The 17,626-nt window shown below is 60.5% G+C and carries 15 protein-coding genes; 8 read left to right on the forward strand and 7 right to left on the reverse strand.

Features of this window, described 5'->3' with window-relative positions:
- Window positions 1-227: 227 nt before the first annotated feature.
- The 3 genes from rdgC (at window position 228) to sugE (ending at window position 2,621) form a co-directional block, all read left to right on the forward strand.
- Window positions 228-1,148 carry a recombination-associated protein RdgC gene (rdgC, locus tag AC1RMX_RS29195; RefSeq protein ID WP_007950430.1) on the forward strand — a complete coding sequence of 307 codons (921 nt, stop codon included), beginning with the start codon at window positions 228-230 and terminating at the stop codon, window positions 1,146-1,148.
- Window positions 1,149-1,222: 74 nt separating this feature from the next.
- On the forward strand, window positions 1,223-2,188 hold the full coding sequence (locus AC1RMX_RS29200; protein WP_096823011.1) for a bile acid:sodium symporter family protein: 966 nt from the start codon (window positions 1,223-1,225) through the stop codon (window positions 2,186-2,188).
- Window positions 2,189-2,306: 118 nt separating this feature from the next.
- Window positions 2,307-2,621, forward strand: a complete 315-nt coding sequence (sugE, locus tag AC1RMX_RS29205) for a quaternary ammonium compound efflux SMR transporter SugE (RefSeq protein WP_085732315.1) — start codon at window positions 2,307-2,309, stop codon at window positions 2,619-2,621.
- A 49-nt stretch (window positions 2,622-2,670) separates the two neighbouring features.
- On the opposite strand, the gene AC1RMX_RS29210 is transcribed toward sugE, so the two are convergent.
- The 4 genes from AC1RMX_RS29210 to AC1RMX_RS29225 all read right to left on the reverse strand — a co-directional run bounded on the left by AC1RMX_RS29210 (window position 2,671) and on the right by AC1RMX_RS29225 (window position 7,452).
- Entirely contained in the window at window positions 2,671-4,545 is a 1,875-nt protein-coding gene (locus AC1RMX_RS29210) for an MFS transporter (protein ID WP_192560132.1), read from the reverse strand.
- A 98-nt stretch (window positions 4,546-4,643) separates the two neighbouring features.
- Window positions 4,644-5,795, reverse strand: coding sequence for a TDT family transporter (locus tag AC1RMX_RS29215; RefSeq protein WP_096823009.1), 1,152 nt, complete (start codon window positions 5,793-5,795; stop codon window positions 4,644-4,646).
- Window positions 5,796-5,900: 105 nt separating this feature from the next.
- A complete protein-coding gene (locus AC1RMX_RS29220) occupies window positions 5,901-6,212 on the reverse strand; it encodes a cupin domain-containing protein (RefSeq protein WP_249484214.1) in 312 nt (103 codons plus the stop codon).
- Window positions 6,213-6,264: 52 nt separating this feature from the next.
- Window positions 6,265-7,452 (reverse strand): MFS transporter, encoded by a 1,188-nt coding sequence (locus AC1RMX_RS29225; protein WP_493073852.1) that lies wholly within the window; start codon window positions 7,450-7,452, stop codon window positions 6,265-6,267.
- A gap of 91 nt (window positions 7,453-7,543) precedes the next feature.
- On the opposite strand from AC1RMX_RS29225, the gene AC1RMX_RS29230 reads away from it, so the two are divergent.
- Together AC1RMX_RS29230 and AC1RMX_RS29235 are read left to right on the forward strand one after the other, a co-directional pair.
- Window positions 7,544-8,086, forward strand: coding sequence for a TetR/AcrR family transcriptional regulator (locus AC1RMX_RS29230; RefSeq protein WP_096823007.1), 543 nt, complete (start codon window positions 7,544-7,546; stop codon window positions 8,084-8,086).
- A 136-nt stretch (window positions 8,087-8,222) separates the two neighbouring features.
- Window positions 8,223-11,693 (forward strand): hybrid sensor histidine kinase/response regulator, encoded by a 3,471-nt coding sequence (locus AC1RMX_RS29235; protein ID WP_096823006.1) that lies wholly within the window; start codon window positions 8,223-8,225, stop codon window positions 11,691-11,693.
- A 23-nt stretch (window positions 11,694-11,716) separates the two neighbouring features.
- Here the strand turns inward: AC1RMX_RS29235 and AC1RMX_RS29240 are convergent, their stop codons facing one another.
- Window positions 11,717-13,081: a DNA recombination protein RmuC gene (locus tag AC1RMX_RS29240; RefSeq protein ID WP_176504913.1), complete on the reverse strand. Its 1,365-nt coding sequence runs from the start codon at window positions 13,079-13,081 to the stop codon at window positions 11,717-11,719.
- A 175-nt stretch (window positions 13,082-13,256) separates the two neighbouring features.
- Entirely contained in the window at window positions 13,257-13,580 is a 324-nt protein-coding gene (locus tag AC1RMX_RS29245; protein WP_096823004.1) for an SEL1-like repeat protein, read from the reverse strand.
- A gap of 953 nt (window positions 13,581-14,533) precedes the next feature.
- On the opposite strand from AC1RMX_RS29245, the gene AC1RMX_RS29250 reads away from it, so the two are divergent.
- From AC1RMX_RS29250 to AC1RMX_RS29260, 3 genes are all read left to right on the forward strand, one after another.
- Window positions 14,534-14,758 carry a hypothetical protein gene (locus tag AC1RMX_RS29250; RefSeq protein WP_007950419.1) on the forward strand — a complete coding sequence of 75 codons (225 nt, stop codon included), beginning with the start codon at window positions 14,534-14,536 and terminating at the stop codon, window positions 14,756-14,758.
- A gap of 275 nt (window positions 14,759-15,033) precedes the next feature.
- On the forward strand, window positions 15,034-15,516 hold the full coding sequence (locus tag AC1RMX_RS29255) for a hypothetical protein (protein ID WP_085732306.1): 483 nt from the start codon (window positions 15,034-15,036) through the stop codon (window positions 15,514-15,516).
- Between the two features lie 146 nt (window positions 15,517-15,662).
- The gene (locus AC1RMX_RS29260; protein WP_096823003.1) at window positions 15,663-16,934 is read left to right on the forward strand and encodes an OmpP1/FadL family transporter; all 1,272 of its coding nucleotides are present in this window, start codon (window positions 15,663-15,665) and stop codon (window positions 16,932-16,934) included.
- Window positions 16,935-17,015: 81 nt separating this feature from the next.
- Here AC1RMX_RS29260 and AC1RMX_RS29265 read toward each other — a convergent pair whose 3' ends face one another.
- The gene (locus AC1RMX_RS29265) at window positions 17,016-17,576 is read right to left on the reverse strand and encodes a glutathione peroxidase (protein WP_096823002.1); all 561 of its coding nucleotides are present in this window, start codon (window positions 17,574-17,576) and stop codon (window positions 17,016-17,018) included.
- Window positions 17,577-17,626: the final 50 nt, after the last annotated feature.

Raw genomic sequence — 17,626 nt, forward strand, 5'->3', positions numbered from 1 at the left:
GATGACGGGATCGAACCGCCGACATTCTGCTTGTAAGGCAGACGCTCTCCCAGCTGAGCTAATCACCCTTCGCTTCGGTGTGGCGCGCATTCTACGGAGCGACCCAACCTCTGGCAAGCACTTTTTTAATTAATTTTCTCAGGCCTTCCAAAGGCTTAGAGAAGGGTTGGCCTATGACCCGGCGAAGACAATAATGCCCCCCTTTGTATAAAGGAGAGACTCACCCCATGTGGTTCAAGAACCTGCTTATCTATCGCCTGACCCAAGACCTGCCTGTCGATGCCGAGGCGCTGGAAACTGCACTGGCCACCAAACTGGCGCGTCCATGTGCAAGCCAGGAGTTGACCACCTACGGTTTCGTCGCGCCGTTCGGCAAGGGCGAAGATGCACCACTGGTGCACGTCAGCGGTGACTTCCTGCTGATCTCCGCCCGTAAGGAAGAACGCATTCTGCCGGGCAGTGTCGTGCGCGACGCGGTCAAGGAAAAGGTCGAAGAGATCGAAGCCGAGCAGATGCGCAAGGTCTATAAAAAGGAACGCGACCAGATCAAGGATGAAATCATTCAGGCCTTCCTGCCGCGCGCCTTCATCCGCCGCTCGTCGACCTTCGCCGCCATCGCGCCGAAACAGGGCCTGATCCTGGTCAACTCCGCCAGCCCGAAACGCGCCGAAGACCTGCTTTCCACCCTGCGTGAAGTGATCGGCACCCTGCCGGTTCGTCCGCTGACCGTGAAAACCGCACCGACTGCCGTGATGACCGAATGGGTCACCACCCAGCAAGCCGCTCCGGACTTCTTCGTCCTGGACGAGTGCGAACTGCGCGACACCCACGAAGATGGCGGCATCGTGCGTTGCAAGCGTCAGGACCTGACCAGCGAAGAAATCCAGCTGCACCTGAGCACCGGCAAAGTGGTGACTCAACTGTCGCTGGCCTGGCAGGACAAACTGTCATTCATGCTCGACGACAAGATGACCGTCAAACGCCTGAAGTTCGAAGATCTGTTGCAGGATCAGGCGGAACAGGACGGCGGCGACGAAGCCCTCGGCCAACTGGACGCCAGCTTCACCCTGATGATGCTGACGTTCGGCGACTTCCTGCCGGCGCTGGTTGAAGCACTGGGCGGTGAAGAGACGCCGCAGGGGATCTAAGCCTCTTCGCAGTCTTTGAGTTATCTTCAAACGCCACCGCTTCGGTGGCGTTTTCACATAATAAGGAACAGGCCATGCGCGCACTGGCTGCACTGAGTCGTTTTGTCGGCAACACCTTCGCTTACTGGGTTCTGATTTTCGCCGTGGTTGCGCTTCTGCAACCGGCCTGGTTTCTCGGTCTGAAAGGCGCAATCGTGCCGCTGCTTGGGCTGGTGATGTTCGGCATGGGCCTGACCCTCAAACTCGACGATTTCGCCGCCGTCGCCCGCCATCCTTGGCGCGTGGCGCTGGGCGTGGTTGCGCATTTCGTGATCATGCCGGGGATGGCATGGTTGCTTTGCCAGGTTTTTCACCTGCCGCCGGAAATCGCCGTCGGGGTGATTCTGGTCGGTTGCTGCCCGAGCGGCACGTCCTCGAACGTCATGACCTGGCTGGCCCGGGGCGATCTGGCATTGTCAGTGGCCATCGCCGCCGTCACCACCCTCCTCGCCCCGCTGCTGACACCGGCGCTGATCTGGCTGCTGGCCTCCGCGTGGTTGCCGGTTTCGTTCATGGAATTGTTCTGGTCGATCCTGCAAGTAGTGCTGCTGCCGATCATCCTCGGCGTGGTGGCGCAGCGACTGCTTGGCGACAAGGTTCGGCATGCGGTGGAAGTATTGCCGCTGGTGTCAGTGGTCAGCATCGTGATCATCGTCGCCGCCGTGGTTGCCGCCAGTCAGGCAAAAATCGCCGAATCCGGCCTGCTGATCATGGCGGTGGTGATGCTGCACAACAGCTTCGGCTATTTGCTGGGTTACTTCACCGGGCGTCTGTTCGGTTTGCCGCTGGCTCAGCGCAAGTCCCTGGCGCTGGAGGTCGGCATGCAGAACTCCGGGCTCGGCGCTGCGTTGGCCAGTGCGCACTTTTCGCCACTGGCGGCGGTGCCGAGCGCGCTGTTCAGCGTGTGGCACAACATTTCCGGGGCGCTGCTGTCGACCTACTTCCGCCGAATGAGCGAAAAGGAAGACCGTGAAACGTTGGCCCAACAGACAGCCGACTGAGCCCGGATCAATGCGCGGCGCACAATTTTAGGTAGTATGTGCGCCACGCGGGGACGACCCTGCGGCTCAATCGAGTTTTCAATCTGGGGACGGCCCCGTCAATCGATGGAGGTCTTTCATGTCCTGGATCATTCTGTTTTTCGCCGGCCTGTTCGAAGTCGGCTGGGCCGTCGGCCTCAAATACACCGATGGTTTCAGCCGTCCGCTGCCCACTGTTCTCACCGTCGCGGCCATGGCTGTCAGCCTTGGCCTGCTGGGTCTGGCGATGAAAGAACTGCCGCTGGGCACGGCTTATGCGATCTGGACTGGCGTTGGTGCCGTGGGCACGGTGATTGCCGGGATCATTCTGTTTGGTGAGTCGATGGCATTGATTCGGCTGGCCAGCGTTGCACTGATCATCACCGGATTGATCGGGCTCAAGGTCAGCGCCTGAGCCGTTGCCGCCATCACCGATGTATCGGTGATGGCGGCTTCACAAACAACTATCTGACTGTCCCGCGCAACTCTCCCACCAACGCCTGCAATTCGGCAGGCTGCGCCGCCTCGACCGCCACCGGCGAACCCGCGACCAGCGTTACCCGCGACCACAAGCGGTGAAAAAGCCCTTTCTTGGGATCGCGACTGAAGAAACTCCCCCACAACCCCTGCAACGCCAGCGGAATCACCGGCACCGGTGTCTCTTCGAGAATCCGTGTCAGCCCGCCCTTGAACTCGTTGATCTCGCCATCGGCGGTCAACTTGCCTTCGGGGAAGATGCAGACAAGCTCACCGTCCTTCAGATACTGGGCTATCCGGGTGAAGGCCTTTTCGTAAATCTGGATGTCTTCCTGGCGTCCTGCGATAGGAATGGTGCCCGCCGTACGGAAAATAAAGTTCAGCACCGGCAAGTTGTAGATCTTGTAGTACATGACAAAGCGAATCGGCCGACGCACCGCGCCGCCAATCAGCAACGCATCGACGAACGAAACGTGGTTGCACACCAGCAACGCCGCGCCCTCATCGGGAATCGCTTCAAGGTTGCGATGCTCGACGCGGTACATGGAATGGCTGAGCAGCCAGATCATGAAACGCATGCTGAACTCGGGGACGATCTTGAAGATGTAGGCGTTGACGCCGATGTTGAGCAGCGACACCACCAGAAACAGCTGTGGAATCGACAGTTTGACCACGCTCAGCAACACGATGGAAACGATGGCCGAAATCACCATGAACAGCGCGTTGAGAATGTTGTTGGCCGCAATCACCCGCGCCCGCTCGTTCTCGGCGGTGCGCGACTGGATCAACGCATACAGCGGCACAATGTAGAAACCGCCAAAGATGCCAAGGCCGAGGATGTCGACCAGTACCGCCCAGGCGTGACCGAAGCCCAATACCTCGGTCCAGCTATGGCCGACGGCGCTCTCCGGAATTCCACCGGAATGCCACCACAAAAGCAGTCCGAAAACCGTCAGACCAAACGAACCGAACGGCACCAGTCCGATCTCGACTTTGCGCCCGGAAAGTTTCTCGCAAAGCATGGAGCCGAGGGCGATGCCGACCGAAAACACCGTGAGAATCAAGGTGACCACGGTTTCATCGCCGTGCATCCATTCCTTCGCGTAGGCCGGGATCTGTGTCAGATAAATCGCCCCGACAAACCAGAACCACGAGTTGCCGACAATCGAGCGCGACACCGCCGGGGTCTGGCCCAACCCGAGTTTCAGCGTGGCCCAGGACTGGCTGAAAATGTTCCAGTTCAGGCGCATTTCCGGAGAAGCGGCCGCCGCGCGGGGAATGCTGCGGCTGGCGAGGTAACCGAGTACGGCGATGCCGACAATTGCGGTCGACACCAGTGGCGCATAGTGCGACGAGGACATGATGACCCCGGCACCAATGGTGCCGGCCAGGATCGCCAGGAACGTGCCCATTTCTACCAGACCGTTGCCGCCGACCAGTTCATCCTCGTGCAAGGCCTGCGGCAGGATCGAGTACTTCACCGGCCCGAACAGCGCCGAGTGTGTGCCCATGGCGAACAGCGCCACCAGCATCAGCGATAGGTGATCGAACAGGAAGCCGACAGATCCCACGGCCATGATGGCGATTTCCGCCAGTTTGATCAGACGGATCAGCGCATCCTTGGCGAACTTTTCTCCGAACTGTCCGGCCAGCGCCGAAAACAGGAAGAACGGCAGAATAAACAGCAACGCACACAGGTTGACCCAGATCGAACGGTCACCTTCGATGGTCAGCCGATAGAGAATGGCGAGGATCAGCGACTGCTTGAACACGTTGTCGTTGAACGCGCCCAGCGACTGGGTGATGAAAAACGGCAGGAAGCGCCGGGTACGCAGCAGGTTGAACTGTGAGGGGTGACTCATCTTCCGTGTGTCCCTGATGTTGGGTAGCGAGTGGCCTGGATACGCTTATTGGAATGTCGATCCGCGATCCAGGCCACACCTTACCTAAACTTTTCAGGTTATTTCTTCAAACCTGCAATGCACGGTGAAACAAACAGCTCGCCGCGCCATGCGCCTTGCAGCGTGCGCTTGCCGACGATCAGCCACATCACTGCCAGCAACGTCACCAGCACACAACCGGCCACGCTGAAGAATGTCAGGTTCAACGTGCTGCCCAATTTCAGGGTCGCCAGCGAATACACGCCCAACGGGAAGGTAAATCCCCACCAGCCGAGGTTGAACGGGATGCCGTCGCGCAGATAACGCACGGTGATCAGCAGCGCCATCAACATCCACCACAAGCCAAAGCCCCAGAGCGTGATCCCAGCTATGAGGCCCAGGCCCGAAGCGATTTCACCGATGCCCGGCATGCCATTGGCCGCGAAGATCGCCGGCGCATCACCGCCCAGCAGCAACATGCCCAAGGCACCGGTGCCGATCGGCCCCAGCGCCAGCCAGCTCGACGCCGCCATGTTTTCGTGGGGCAGTTTGTGCAGGGCCATACGCAACAGCAGGATGGTCAGAATGCTGAACGCCACGGGTAAGGAAAAGGCCCAGAGCACGTAGCTCGTCGCCAGCACCACCAGTTGCGAGTGCGCGTCGGCCAGGTGCGGCGCCAGCAGTCCGCCGCTGGCTGCCGCCACTTCTGCCGCCACCACCGGCAACAGCCAGACAGCGGTCATCTGATCGATGCTGTGTTCCTGGCGGGTGAACATCATGTAGGGAATCAGCACACCGCAGGCCAGCGACATCGCCACATCCAGCCACCACAGCACTTCGGCGAGGTGAATCACACCGTCGCCCCAGCGCGGCAGGCCGAATAACAGAAAACCGTTGATGATGGTCGCCAGGCCCATGGGAATGGTGCCGAAGAACATCGAAACCGTAGAGTGCCCGAAGATCCGCCGCGCTTCGTCGAAGAACAGAATCCAGCGCGCGGCGTAGGCAGCGGTAAACAGCACGAACAACAGAATGTTGAACATCCACAGCCCTTCGGCCACGGCGTGCAGCCCCGGGATGGCGAAAGGCAGTTGTGCCAGCGCCAACGCCAGCACGCCGGTACCCATGGTCGCGGCGAACCAGTTCGGTGTGAATTGACGGATCACTTCACGCGGATGCTGAAGCTGGCTGAAAGGCTTGATGCCGGGTTTGGCACTGTTGGGGCAAGTCATCATGAACTCCTGTCCTCAGGTGAGGTTGAGCCCATGGTAGAACCGAATCGAATATCTATATAACGGGTAATATCTCTAACTGTTATCTGTTTTGTAGATATGCAGTCAGACGCTGCCTTCGGTTTCAATCACCAGAATCCGCGCAGCGCCTTGCGGATGAGCAACATGCTCCGTGCCGATGGACGCGTAGAAGATGTCACCGACATCGAGCTGCACCTGCTTTTCCTCGCCTGCTTCGCGGTAGTGCATGAGCACCTGACCGTCGAGCACCACGAACACTTCCTCACCATCGTTGACGTGCCATTTGTACGGCTGATCAGTCCAGTGCAATCGCGTGGTGATGCCGTTCATGTTGGCGATGTCGAGCGCGCCCCAGGCACGCTCGGCGGTGAAGGTCTTGCTGCGGATAATCTTCATGAATCGATCCGTGAGAAGAATGGGCTGGCCAAGGCTAACCGAATCCGCCGGCTTATGGCGCGCTACAGGTCTTGGCCGCTTGTGGACGGAAACTCATCAGCAGCGCGCCGACCGCCAGCACGACCAGCACCGCGCCATACACATCGGTGGTGGCCAGCAGGCCCAGGCTGTGGGTGAAGTGCCCGGCCAGCAACGCCGGCAGGCAGAACGCCAGGTAACTCAGCACATAAAATGCCGACATCAACCCGGCCCGTTCATGGGGCAACGCCAGCGGCACCAGACTGCGCACCGCACCGAGAAAACCGGAGCCAAATCCACAACCGGCGACCAGCGTGCCGAAAAAGAACAGTGACAGACTGGCGCTGTGCACCCCCAACAGAATCAGCACGATGCCGGCCGGCAACAGGCTTGCGCCAAGTTGCAGTGCCCGGGAGGCTGGACGATTGCGCAAGGTGAAAATCATCAGCGCACCGGTCACGGTCAACGCCGCCACAGTCGCGCCGCCGATCAGATTGGAGGTGGAACCGGTCGCCGTGCGCACCAGTGACGGGGCCAGCGAGGCATAAAATCCGCCGAGCGCCCAGGTCGCGGTGTTCAGCGGCAACACTCGCCACAGCGTCGAACGCGCCTGAACCGGCACATGCAGGGTCGGCCGCAACGAGGCCCAGGCCCCCGCTTGCGGCGAGACGCTTTCCGGCAAGCGCCAGACATAAATCCCCTGCAACACAAACAGCACGAGCAGCAGCCAATAGGTCAGTTGCAGTGGCGCGGGCGCGAATTCCGCCAGCAAACCGCAACCCATCGCACCGAGCGCCATGCCGAGCAACGGCGCGACGCTGTTGATCAGCGGCCCTTGCTGGCGATCGGTGTCCAGCAGTGTCGCGCTCAACACGGCAGTGGCCATGCCAGTGGCAAACCCTTGCAGCACCCGCGCGCCGATCAGCCAGCCCACGCTGTCGGCGTAGACAAACAGCAGCATCGCCACGGCATTCAGGACCACGGCGGTGAAAATCACCGGTTTGCGGCCCAGGTGATCCGACAGCGAACCGACCGTCAGCAGCGCGGCCAGCAGACTCAGCGCGTAAACGCCGAAAATCAGGGTCAGCACCGCCGCCGAGAAATGCAGGTGATCCTGGTACAGGTGATACAACGGCGTCGGCGCGGTGGAAGCGGCGAGAAAACTGAGTAAGGTGATCGCCAGAAACCACAGGCTGGAACGGTTGGAAGCAAGGCGGGTCATGGACACACTCCTTAAAAGCTATTTTTTTGCTTTTGCGGAGTGTGCTCCCGACTTGCGCTTAAAGCAAATTCTTTGTGTTAAGGTCTGGCACATGCCTATTAAAGAAAGTAGCCGTCCCGGCGGCCGAAGCGCCCGGGTACAGGAATCGATTCACGGCGCCGTGCGCGCACTCCTCGAAGAGCAGGAGCGCTCCACCGTGACCGTTCCGCAGATTGCCGCGCGGGCCGGGGTCACGCCCTCGACCATTTATCGGCGCTGGGGCGATCTGTCGGCGCTGCTCGCCGACGTCGCCCTCGCCCGCCTGCGTCCTGAAAGCGATCCGCTGGAAACCGGCAGCCTGCGCGGCGATATCCGCGCCTGGGCCGAGCAGTATCTGGACGAAATGAGTTCCGAGCCGGGGCGCAATGTCATGCGCGACGTGCAGGCCAGCGCCACACCGGGATTCTGCATCGCGATCATTGCCGATCAGTTGCAGACCATTGTCGATCGCTTCCCGGATCAGTCGCCACCGAGCGTGGATCACCTGATCAACCTGGTGGTTTCGCCAACGGTGTTCCGCATTCTGTTTGCCGTGGCGCCGCTGGAAGTCGAAGAACTGCACCGGCTGATCGACATCGCGCTGCGCCAGGACTGACAGCGCAGAACCGCCCGGTTCTGCGCCTGCGACACCCCGCCACGCCACGACCTTGGTCGACACTGACTAACCGCCGCGCACATGCGAGACTGTCTGGCCGGGCGCGAGTCCGGTCGTATTTTGTCGGGAGTGCTCCATGTCGTTGTCCAGCGGGCTGATCGCCGCCGTCGCCCTGGCCTATATGGCCATCATGTTCGCCATCGCCTTCTACGGCGACCGTCGCAGCGCGCCGTTGCCGCCGCGGATGCGTGCCTGGGTGTACAGCCTGTCGCTGGCGGTCTACTGCACCAGCTGGACGTTCTTCGGCGCGGTCGGTCAGGCGGCCGAACAGTTGTGGTCATTTCTGCCGATCTACCTCGGGCCGATCCTGCTGTTGCTGGGCGCGCCGTGGGTCCTGCAAAAAATGGTGATGATCAGCAAGCAGGAGAACATCACCTCCATTGCCGACTTCATCGCCGCCCGTTATGGCAAATCCCAATCGCTGGCGGTGGTGGTTGCGCTGATCTGTCTGGTCGGCGTTCTCCCTTATATAGCCTTGCAACTCAAAGGCATTGTCCTCGGCGTAAACCTGCTGATCGGTGCCGGTGCCGACGCCATGGGCACCCGCGCCCAGGACACGGCGCTGATCGTGTCTCTGGTGCTGGCGCTGTTCACCATTGTTTTCGGCACGCGCAACCTCGACGCCACCGAGCACCACCGGGGCATGGTGCTGGCGATTGCGTTCGAGTCGCTGGTGAAGTTGTTCGCCTTCCTCGCCGTCGGCGCCTTCGTCACTTATGGCCTGTATGACGGCTTCGACGACCTGTTCAATCAGGCTATGCTCGCCCCGCGCCTTGAGGAATACTGGAAAGAAACCATCAACTGGCCGTCGATGGTGGTGCAGACCGGCGTGGCGATGATGGCGATCATCTGCCTGCCCCGGCAATTCCACGTCACCGTGGTGGAAAACATCGATCCGCAGGACCTGCGTCTGGCGAAATGGGTGTTCCCGGCCTATCTCGCGTTGGCAGCGCTGTTTGTAGTCCCTATCGCCCTGGCCGGTCAGATGATGTTGCCCAGCTCCGTCATCCCGGACTCCTTCGTCATCAGCCTGCCGCTGGCCCAGGCCCACCCGGCGCTGGCGATGCTGGCGTTCATTGGCGGCGCCTCGGCGGCCACCGGCATGGTGATCGTGGCGAGTGTGGCGCTGTCGACCATGGTGTCCAACGACATGCTGTTGCCGTGGCTGTTGCGGCGTAACAATGCCGAGCGGCCGTTCGAAGTGTTCCGTCAGTGGATGCTCTCGGTGCGCCGGGTCAGCATCGTGGTCATTCTGTTGCTGGCTTACGTCAGCTATCGCCTGCTCGGCTCCACCGCGAGCCTGGCGACCATCGGCCAGATTGCCTTCGCCGCCGTGACCCAACTGGCACCGGCCATGCTCGGCGCGCTGTACTGGAAACAGGCCAACCGCCGAGGCGTGTTCGCCGGTCTCGCCGCCGGCACATTCCTGTGGTTCTACACCCTGATCTTGCCGATTGCCGCCCGCAGTCTCGGTTGGTCGCTGGACACGTTCCCCGGCCTGGCCTGGCTGCACAGCAACCCGCTGAACCTGCCGATCACCCCGCTGACCCAAGGCGTGGTGCTGTCGCTGGCGGGTAACTTCACGTTGTTCGCCTGGGTCTCGGTGTTATCGCGCACCCGGGTGTCGGAACACTGGCAGGCCGGGCGTTTCATCGGTCAGGAAATCAGTGCCAGGCCGAGCGCACGCTCGATGCTGGCGGTGCAGATCGACGACTTGCTGCAACTGGCGGCACGGTTTGTCGGTGAAGAACGTGCGCGGCAGAGCTTCATCCGCTTCGCTTATCGCCAAGGCAAGGGCTTCAACCCGAACCAGAACGCCGACGGTGAATGGATCGCCCACACCGAACGTTTGCTGGCCGGTGTCCTCGGCGCGTCTTCGACACGGGCTGTAGTAAAAGCCGCCATCGAAGGTCGGGAAATGCAGCTGGAGGACGTCGTCCGGATCGCCGACGAAGCCTCGGAAGTGTTGCAGTTCAACCGCGCGCTGCTGCAAGGCGCCATCGAGAACATCACGCAGGGCATCAGCGTGGTCGATCAGTCGCTGAAACTGGTGGCCTGGAACCGGCGCTATCTGGAGCTGTTCAACTACCCGGACGGTTTGATCAGCGTCGGCCGGCCGATCGCCGACATCATTCGCTACAACGCCGAACGCGGCTTGTGTGGCCCCGGCGAAGCGGAAGTCCACGTCGCCCGCCGCCTGCACTGGATGCGTCAGGGCCGCGCCCACACGTCTGAACGACTGTTCCCCAACGGCCGGGTGATCGAGCTGATCGGCAACCCGATGCCCGGTGGCGGTTTCGTCATGAGCTTCACCGACATCACCGCGTTCCGCGAAGCCGAGCAGGCGCTGACCGAGGCCAACGAAGGGCTGGAACAACGGGTCAGCGAACGGACTCAGGAACTGTCACAACTCAACGTCGCGCTGACCGAAGCCAAGGGCAATGCCGAAGCGGCCAACCAGTCAAAAACCCGCTTCCTAGCGGCAGTCAGCCACGACTTGATGCAGCCATTGAACGCCGCGCGGCTGTTCTCCGCCGCCCTCTCCCATCAGGACGACGGCTTGAGCGGCGAAGCGCAGAAACTGGTGCAGCACCTGGACAGTTCGCTGCGTTCGGCCGAAGACCTGATCAGCGACTTGCTGGACATTTCCCGCCTGGAAAACGGCAAGATCAACCCGGATCGCAAGCCGTTCGCGGTCAATGAGCTGTTCGATATTCTCGGCGCGGAGTTCAAGGCGCTGGCGCAGGAACAGGGCCTGAATTTCCGGGTGCGCGGCAGTCATTTGCGCATCGACAGCGACATCAAACTGCTACGGCGGATCCTGCAAAACTTCCTCACCAATGCCTTCCGCTACGCCAAAGGTCCGGTGTTGCTGGGCGTGCGTCGGCGTCAGGGCGAGGTTTGCCTGGAGGTCTGGGATCGCGGGCCGGGGATTCCGGAAGACAAGCAACAAGTGATTTTCGAGGAATTCAAACGCCTCGACAGCCATCAGACCCGCGCCGAGAAAGGCCTGGGCCTGGGCCTGGCGATTGCCGACGGCTTGTGCCGGGTGCTCGGGCATACCTTGCGTGTGCGTTCATGGCCGGGGCGCGGCAGCGTGTTCAGTGTGCGGGTGCCGCTGGCCCGCACGCAGACTGCCCAGCCGAGCGCTGCGGTCGAACTCAACGGCAAGTTGCACAGCGGCGCGCAGGTGCTGTGCATCGACAACGAAGACAGCATTCTGATCGGCATGAACAGCCTGCTCACGCGCTGGGGTTGTCAGGTGTGGACGGCGCGCAACCGCGAGGAATGCGCGGCCCTGCTCAACGATGGGGTGCGGCCGCAACTGGCGCTGGTGGATTTCCACCTCGACCACGGTGAGACCGGCACCGATCTGATGGCCTGGTTGCGTACGAGCCTGGGCGAACCGGTGCCCGGCGTGGTGATCAGCGCTGACGGACATCCGGAAACCGTGGCGCAGGTGCACGCGGCGGGGCTGGATTACCTGGCCAAACCGGTGAAACCGGCGGCGTTGCGGGCGTTGTTGAGTCGCTATTTGCCTCTCTAAAAGCGCCGCTCTGACAACGCCGCTTATTCAGGCAGCTCGACCAAGCCGTCGGCATCGGTCATTGCGCGTTCCAGCAGATCTGCCGGCAGGCTCTTGCTGGCCCGTGCGCCGAGCAGTTTGAGCTGCTCGCTGCGGCTGACAAGGTTGCCGCGCCCTTCTGTCAGCTTGTTTCGCGCTGCGCTGTAGGCTTTGTCCAGCTGTTGCAGACGATTACCGACTTCGTCCAGATCCTGAATGAACAACACGAACTTGTCGTACAGCCATCCGGCACGCTCGGCGATTTCCCGGGCGTTCTGGCTCTGGCGCTCCTGCTTCCACAGGCTGTCGATGACCCGCAGGGTGGCGAGCAGCGTGGTCGGGCTGACGATCACGATGTTGCGGTCGAAGGCTTCCTGGAACAGCGTCGGCTCGGCTTGCAACGCCGCAGAAAACGCCGCTTCGATGGGCACGAACAGCAAGACGAAATCGAGGCTGTGCAGCCCTTCCAGACGCTTGTAGTCCTTGCCGGCCAGGCCTTTGACGTGGCTGCGCAGCGACAGCACGTGCTGCTTCATGGCGATCTGGCCAATCGCATCGTCATCGGCCGCCACGTATTGCTGGTACGCCGTGAGGCTGACCTTGGAGTCGACCACCACTTGTTTATCGCCCGGCAGGTAAATGATCACATCCGGCTGAAAGCGCTCGCCGTCCGGGCCCTTGAGGTTGACCTGGGTCTGGTACTCGCGGCCCTTCTCCAGCCCGGCATGTTCCAGCACCCGTTCCAGAATCAGCTCGCCCCAGTTGCCCTGGGTTTTCTGGCCTTTCAGGGCGCGGGTCAGGTTGGTCGCTTCATCGCTCAAGCGCAGGTTCAGTTGCTGCAGGCGCTCAAGCTCCTTGGCCAGCGAGAAGCGCTCGCGGGCTTCGGCCTGATAGCTTTCCTCGACACGCTTTTCGAAGGACTGGATGCGTTCTTTCAACGGGTCGAGCAACTGCCCGAGACGCTGCTGACTGGTTTCGGCGAAACGCTGTTCACGCTCATCGAAGATCTTGCCGGCCAGTTCGGCGAACTGGGCGCGCAACTCGTCACGGGAACCTTGCAGGTCATCGAGACGCTGCTGATGGCTTTCCTGCTGCTCACGCAACTCGGCACTCAGTGAAGCCGCCTGAGCGTCCAGGCGCCGCAGCTCGGCTTCCTTGTTGGCGCGCTCGAGGTTCCAGGCATGAGCGGCGTCACGGGCGTCGTCGCGCTCGATCTGCAACAGTTCGACTTCCCGGCGCACGGCCGCAAGATCCGCTTGTTTGGAGGCATTGGCCTGGCCGAGGTCGGCGACTTCGTCGCGACTGGCTTCGAGCTGGGCGTTGAGGCCGTCCTGGGCCATTTGTGCCATGGCCAGTCGTTCTTCGAGCAACGCGACTTCGGACTCGCCATGACTGGCCCGGCGCTGCAGTTGCCAGGCCAGCGCCAGCAGCGGCACGGCCGCGCCCGCCAACCCGAGCAAGATGCTGGTCAAGTCCATCGCCATAGTCATTCCCGCCGATCCGATAAAGTCTGAAGGTTAACCAAGGCGTCAGGTCTTGGACAGCTCAGTCTTCGATCAGGCCGAGTTCCTGTTGCGCACGTCGATCACCCGCACGGGCAGCCTGACGCAGCAGGTCCTGGCCGATACGACGATCCCGGGCATTGCCGCACTCACGGCACATCAACTGGCCAAGGCGACTTTGTGCAGCGACCACGCCTTCCCGGGCCGGTTGCTTGAGCAGGCGGCCGGCGAGGTGCTTGGCGTTCTGGCTGTCGCCCAGGCGCGGGCTGTCCAGCAGCCATTCGGCCACGCGCACGGAAAATCGCTTGGGAGCGGTAACACGAGAGGGTTGGGAGGTAACAGAATCTGGAGCTGAGCGAAACTTCATAAAGCACTGTGGGACAGATCGGAAGGCGCGCCACTCTACTCTTTTTTTCGCACAGGTAAAGTCGAAAAAAACCCGGCACGCCCGTGCTAGAGCAAGCGCTCGGGACAATCCACAGAAGCTGTGGATAACTCAGTGGACAACCGTCCCTGACTCGCCGCAAAGCCTTGTGGAATGGGGCCCGCAGTCAAACTGACGATTTTTTCACCAGTAAAAAAAAGCGATGTTTTTCATTGACTTAAACTTTCGTTACAGGCAGCCACCGGGGTCAGGATCGATGTGACAGCGTCGTTACCGTCCGCGCAACTAATGTGCACAAGTACCTGTTACGCGGTTATATCGGTGCGCTTTTTCGGGTCGTTTTGGCAGCCGGGTTGGGGATAAGCCCTTGCGCTTCGCGGGTTCGGCTTGCCCTCTGCGACGACCGACGGTCGGAATGTGAGCCAAATCGGGGCGGGGCCGGGGCTCGAGGCACCGTCTGTTGGTTCTTTTTAAAAATCAGGTTTGCCTTCCTCGAAGTGTTCCGTTAGTATCCGCGGCGTTAGTACCAAGCTGAAAGTCAATTCCGGTCGAACAAACCCCACGGTCAGCCTTCTCCCCGAGAAGCCTCCTCCGACAAAGCGGGACCGACCCCTCGATGGTTTCCAGGTAAATCTTGCGACGACACAGCCTTTGAATCGAATGCAAAGGGTGTTGCGAAGACCACTTACTCTGACCGAACCAACCTGCAAATTGATCAGGATCTTCACCCCGGGCCCAGAACCTTTGCCCTCGATGTGTTGCCTGCCCTCCTAAGTACCTACCTGCCAGCCCAAGCGCGCCAACTTATCAGCGCTTCAAACTGGCTGCTTTGTTCCAGTCGGGTTCTTCGTTCGACCAATGGTGGTCGACGTTACTGGAACGTTTTAACGTTGCACGGTTCTTATCCGTGTCATTTGTAGGAACACCTAATAACTATGTCTACTCAAATCCAGACTCAGGATGCCATTCGCACCCTAACCAACGCTTTTGCTCCAATGAACTGCCTGATCATGGCCGCTCGCAAAGGCTGCTTCAGCTTCACCGTGGTCAATGAACACGGGATCGCCCGCCACAGCGAGCGCCTGTACCCCGATCAGTACTCCAGCGCCGAACCGCTGCAGGCCGTGATTGATCGCACCCGTCAGGCATTGATCGCCTGAGAGGCCGAAATGGCTGCAAAAGCAAAAGCCCCGCCTGAAACGCGGGGCTTTTTATTGCCCGATGTTTCTCTTTTTGCCAATCACGGTTAAGCACCAACCGATATAACGGTTATAACTGCTCGCCGGAAATATTTTAAAAACAGGCCTTTACGTCGCGAATATGACACTACACTTCAACTCAAGCGGCGTGATCCGCTTCCGGCGGGCCTGAGTCGATTCACAGCTGCCAAGCTCCCTTCAGGTCTCGCCGCCCAATAACAAGATCCGAGGGTTTTATGGGTATCGCTGCCAGCGAACTGTGCCGCTATGTGATCCGTCCAACGCTGATTTATCTGGGACGTCACTGCGCCACCGCCGAATCCCTGCTGCTGGGCATCGCCGCCAGCCAGTCCGCCCTGGGTTCCGCCCTGCATGACCGCCGTGGCCACGGCCTGTACCGGATTGCCGAGCATCGCCACCAGGCGCTCTGGGATCATTATCTGGCGCTCGATCCGGAGCGCGCCAGCCTGGTTCGCGGCCTCGCCAGCCAGCATGCCTTTCTCAGCGGCCCGCACCTCGAACTCACCGTCAACCTGCGTTACGCCACCGCCATCGCATGGCTGCTGGTCGAAGAACAGAATCCCACCCTCCCCGACCCGGACGACCTGCTGGGAATGGCGCGTATCTGGCGTCAGACCTTTCAGCCCCAGGGTCGTCTGCGTGACTTCACCTGTGCATGGCAGACCTGTGTTTCACCGCTGAATCAGGTCGCGTGCTGACTCGCCAGTTTCGCAAGATCGTCCAACGGGTCGCGAATCTGGTCGGATTGTCCTACAAAACCGCTCTAACTCAAGCCATACGGACTATAGCGCTGGGACGAAAATGTTGGTAATTTTCGCCCCGGTGATCACCAGGAGTTCTAATAATGAAAAAAGTAATGCTCAAAACCACCCTTAGCCTTGCCGTTTCCTTGGCATCCACCCAGATTTTCGCAGCTGGCTTTGCCATCAACGAACACAGCATCAGCGGGATGGGGACTGGGTACGCCGGGCGATCTTCTTCTGCCGACGACGCAAGCACTGTTTATGGCAACCCTGCCGGCATGTCGCGCATCACGCGCGAACAAGTCACCGGTGGTGTTGCATTCCTCGACGCCAAGACCGATATCAGCGATGGTCGCTCCAGCCCTAACGGCGGCAGCAACAAAGGCGACATGGTGCCCTTTACCTCCGTACCTATGGGCTACTACGTCAAGCCGATCGACGAGCATTGGGCATTCGGCCTGGGTGTCTACGTACCTTTCGGCCTGATTACCGACTATGAAAAAGGCTTTGCCGGCCGTTACTTCGGCAGCAAGTCCGAAGTACAAGTCATCACCTTCCAGCCGACTGTCAGCTACAAGTTCAACGACGTCGTGTCGATCGGCTTCGGTCCGACCATCAACCGTATCGACGGCACCCTGGAATCCAACCTGTCGATCACTCAGGCCCTGCCGGACGGCAAGGTCAAGATCAAGGGTGACGACACTGCACTGGGCTACAACATCGGTGTGCTGGTACAAGCGACCGACACCACTCGCCTGGGTCTGACTTACCACTCGAAAGTCGACTACAAGCTCGAAGGCAACACCAAGGTCAACTACGGCGCTCTGGCCCTGGCCGGCCTCAGCTCCAGCCAGAAGTACGACGCTTCGCTGAAGATCACCACACCTGAATCCGTGGACTTCTCGGTCACTCAGGCGATCAACGACCGTTGGAACGTCTACGCCGGTACCACCTGGACCCGTTGGAGCCAGCTGGAAAAGATCACCGTCAAGAACTCCGGCGTTCAACCTGCACTGGCTGGCCAGTTCGGCGAGATCACCGAAGAGCAGAACTGGCATGACACCTGGGCTTACGCCATCGGTACGTCCTACCAGTTGAACAAGGAATGGGTACTGCGCACCGGTCTGACTTTCGACCAGTCGCCGACCAACAACGTCGACCGTTCGCCACGCATCCCTACCGGCGACCGTACGATCTTCAGCATCGGTGCCGGCTGGAGCCCGACCGAAGACCTGACCATCGACGTCGCTTACTCGTACCTGCAGGAAGAGAAAGTCAGCATCCGCAACGAGAACGATCGCGGCCAGACCTACGATTCCAAGTATGAAAACTCGGCAAACGGTTTCGGTGTTGGCGCAACCTACCGCTTCTGATGCTGTACGGCGAGGCTAACCCCTCGCCCATTAAAAAGCCCCGCTCTCTCGACAGAGGCGGGGCTTTTTAATGGGCGTCGATCAGGGTTTCAGGGGTTTCGACGCGATGGCTTTCTCGATGGCCGCCAAAAACTCCGGATCGTCAGGCTTGGTCAGGCTGGAGAAATTGGCGATCACCTTGCCCTGGCGGTCGACCACGTATTTGTAGAAATTCCACTTCGGCGCGCTGCTTTGTGCGGCCAGCACCTGGAACAGGTGGGTGGCACCGTCACCGCGGACCTTCTGTGGCTCAGTCATGGTGAAGGTCACGCCGTAGTTGGCGTAGCAGACCTTGGCGGTCTCGGCGCTGTCCTTGGACTCCTGCTTGAAGTCATTGGAGGGCACGCCAAGCATCTCCAACCCTTGCGCCTTGTAGCGCTGATTGAGCGCTTCAAGGCCTTCGAACTGCGGAGCGAAACCACAGAAGCTGGCAGTATTGATCACCACCAGCGGTTTGTCGGCGTAGTGCTGGCACAGGTCGATGGATTCCTTGGCCCGCAACTTGGGCAACGAGCCTTGCAGCAGCTCCGGACAGTCCGCGGCCTGGGCCAGTCCGGTCAACGCCATCAGCAACGCGGGAACAGCACACCAGCGCTTGAGCATGTCGGGCTTCCTTGATGCATTCGTCAGAACCCGACGTTACTCGCCCTCAA

It is taken from the genome of Pseudomonas sp. GW822-FHT03F04 (assembly GCF_058801405.1).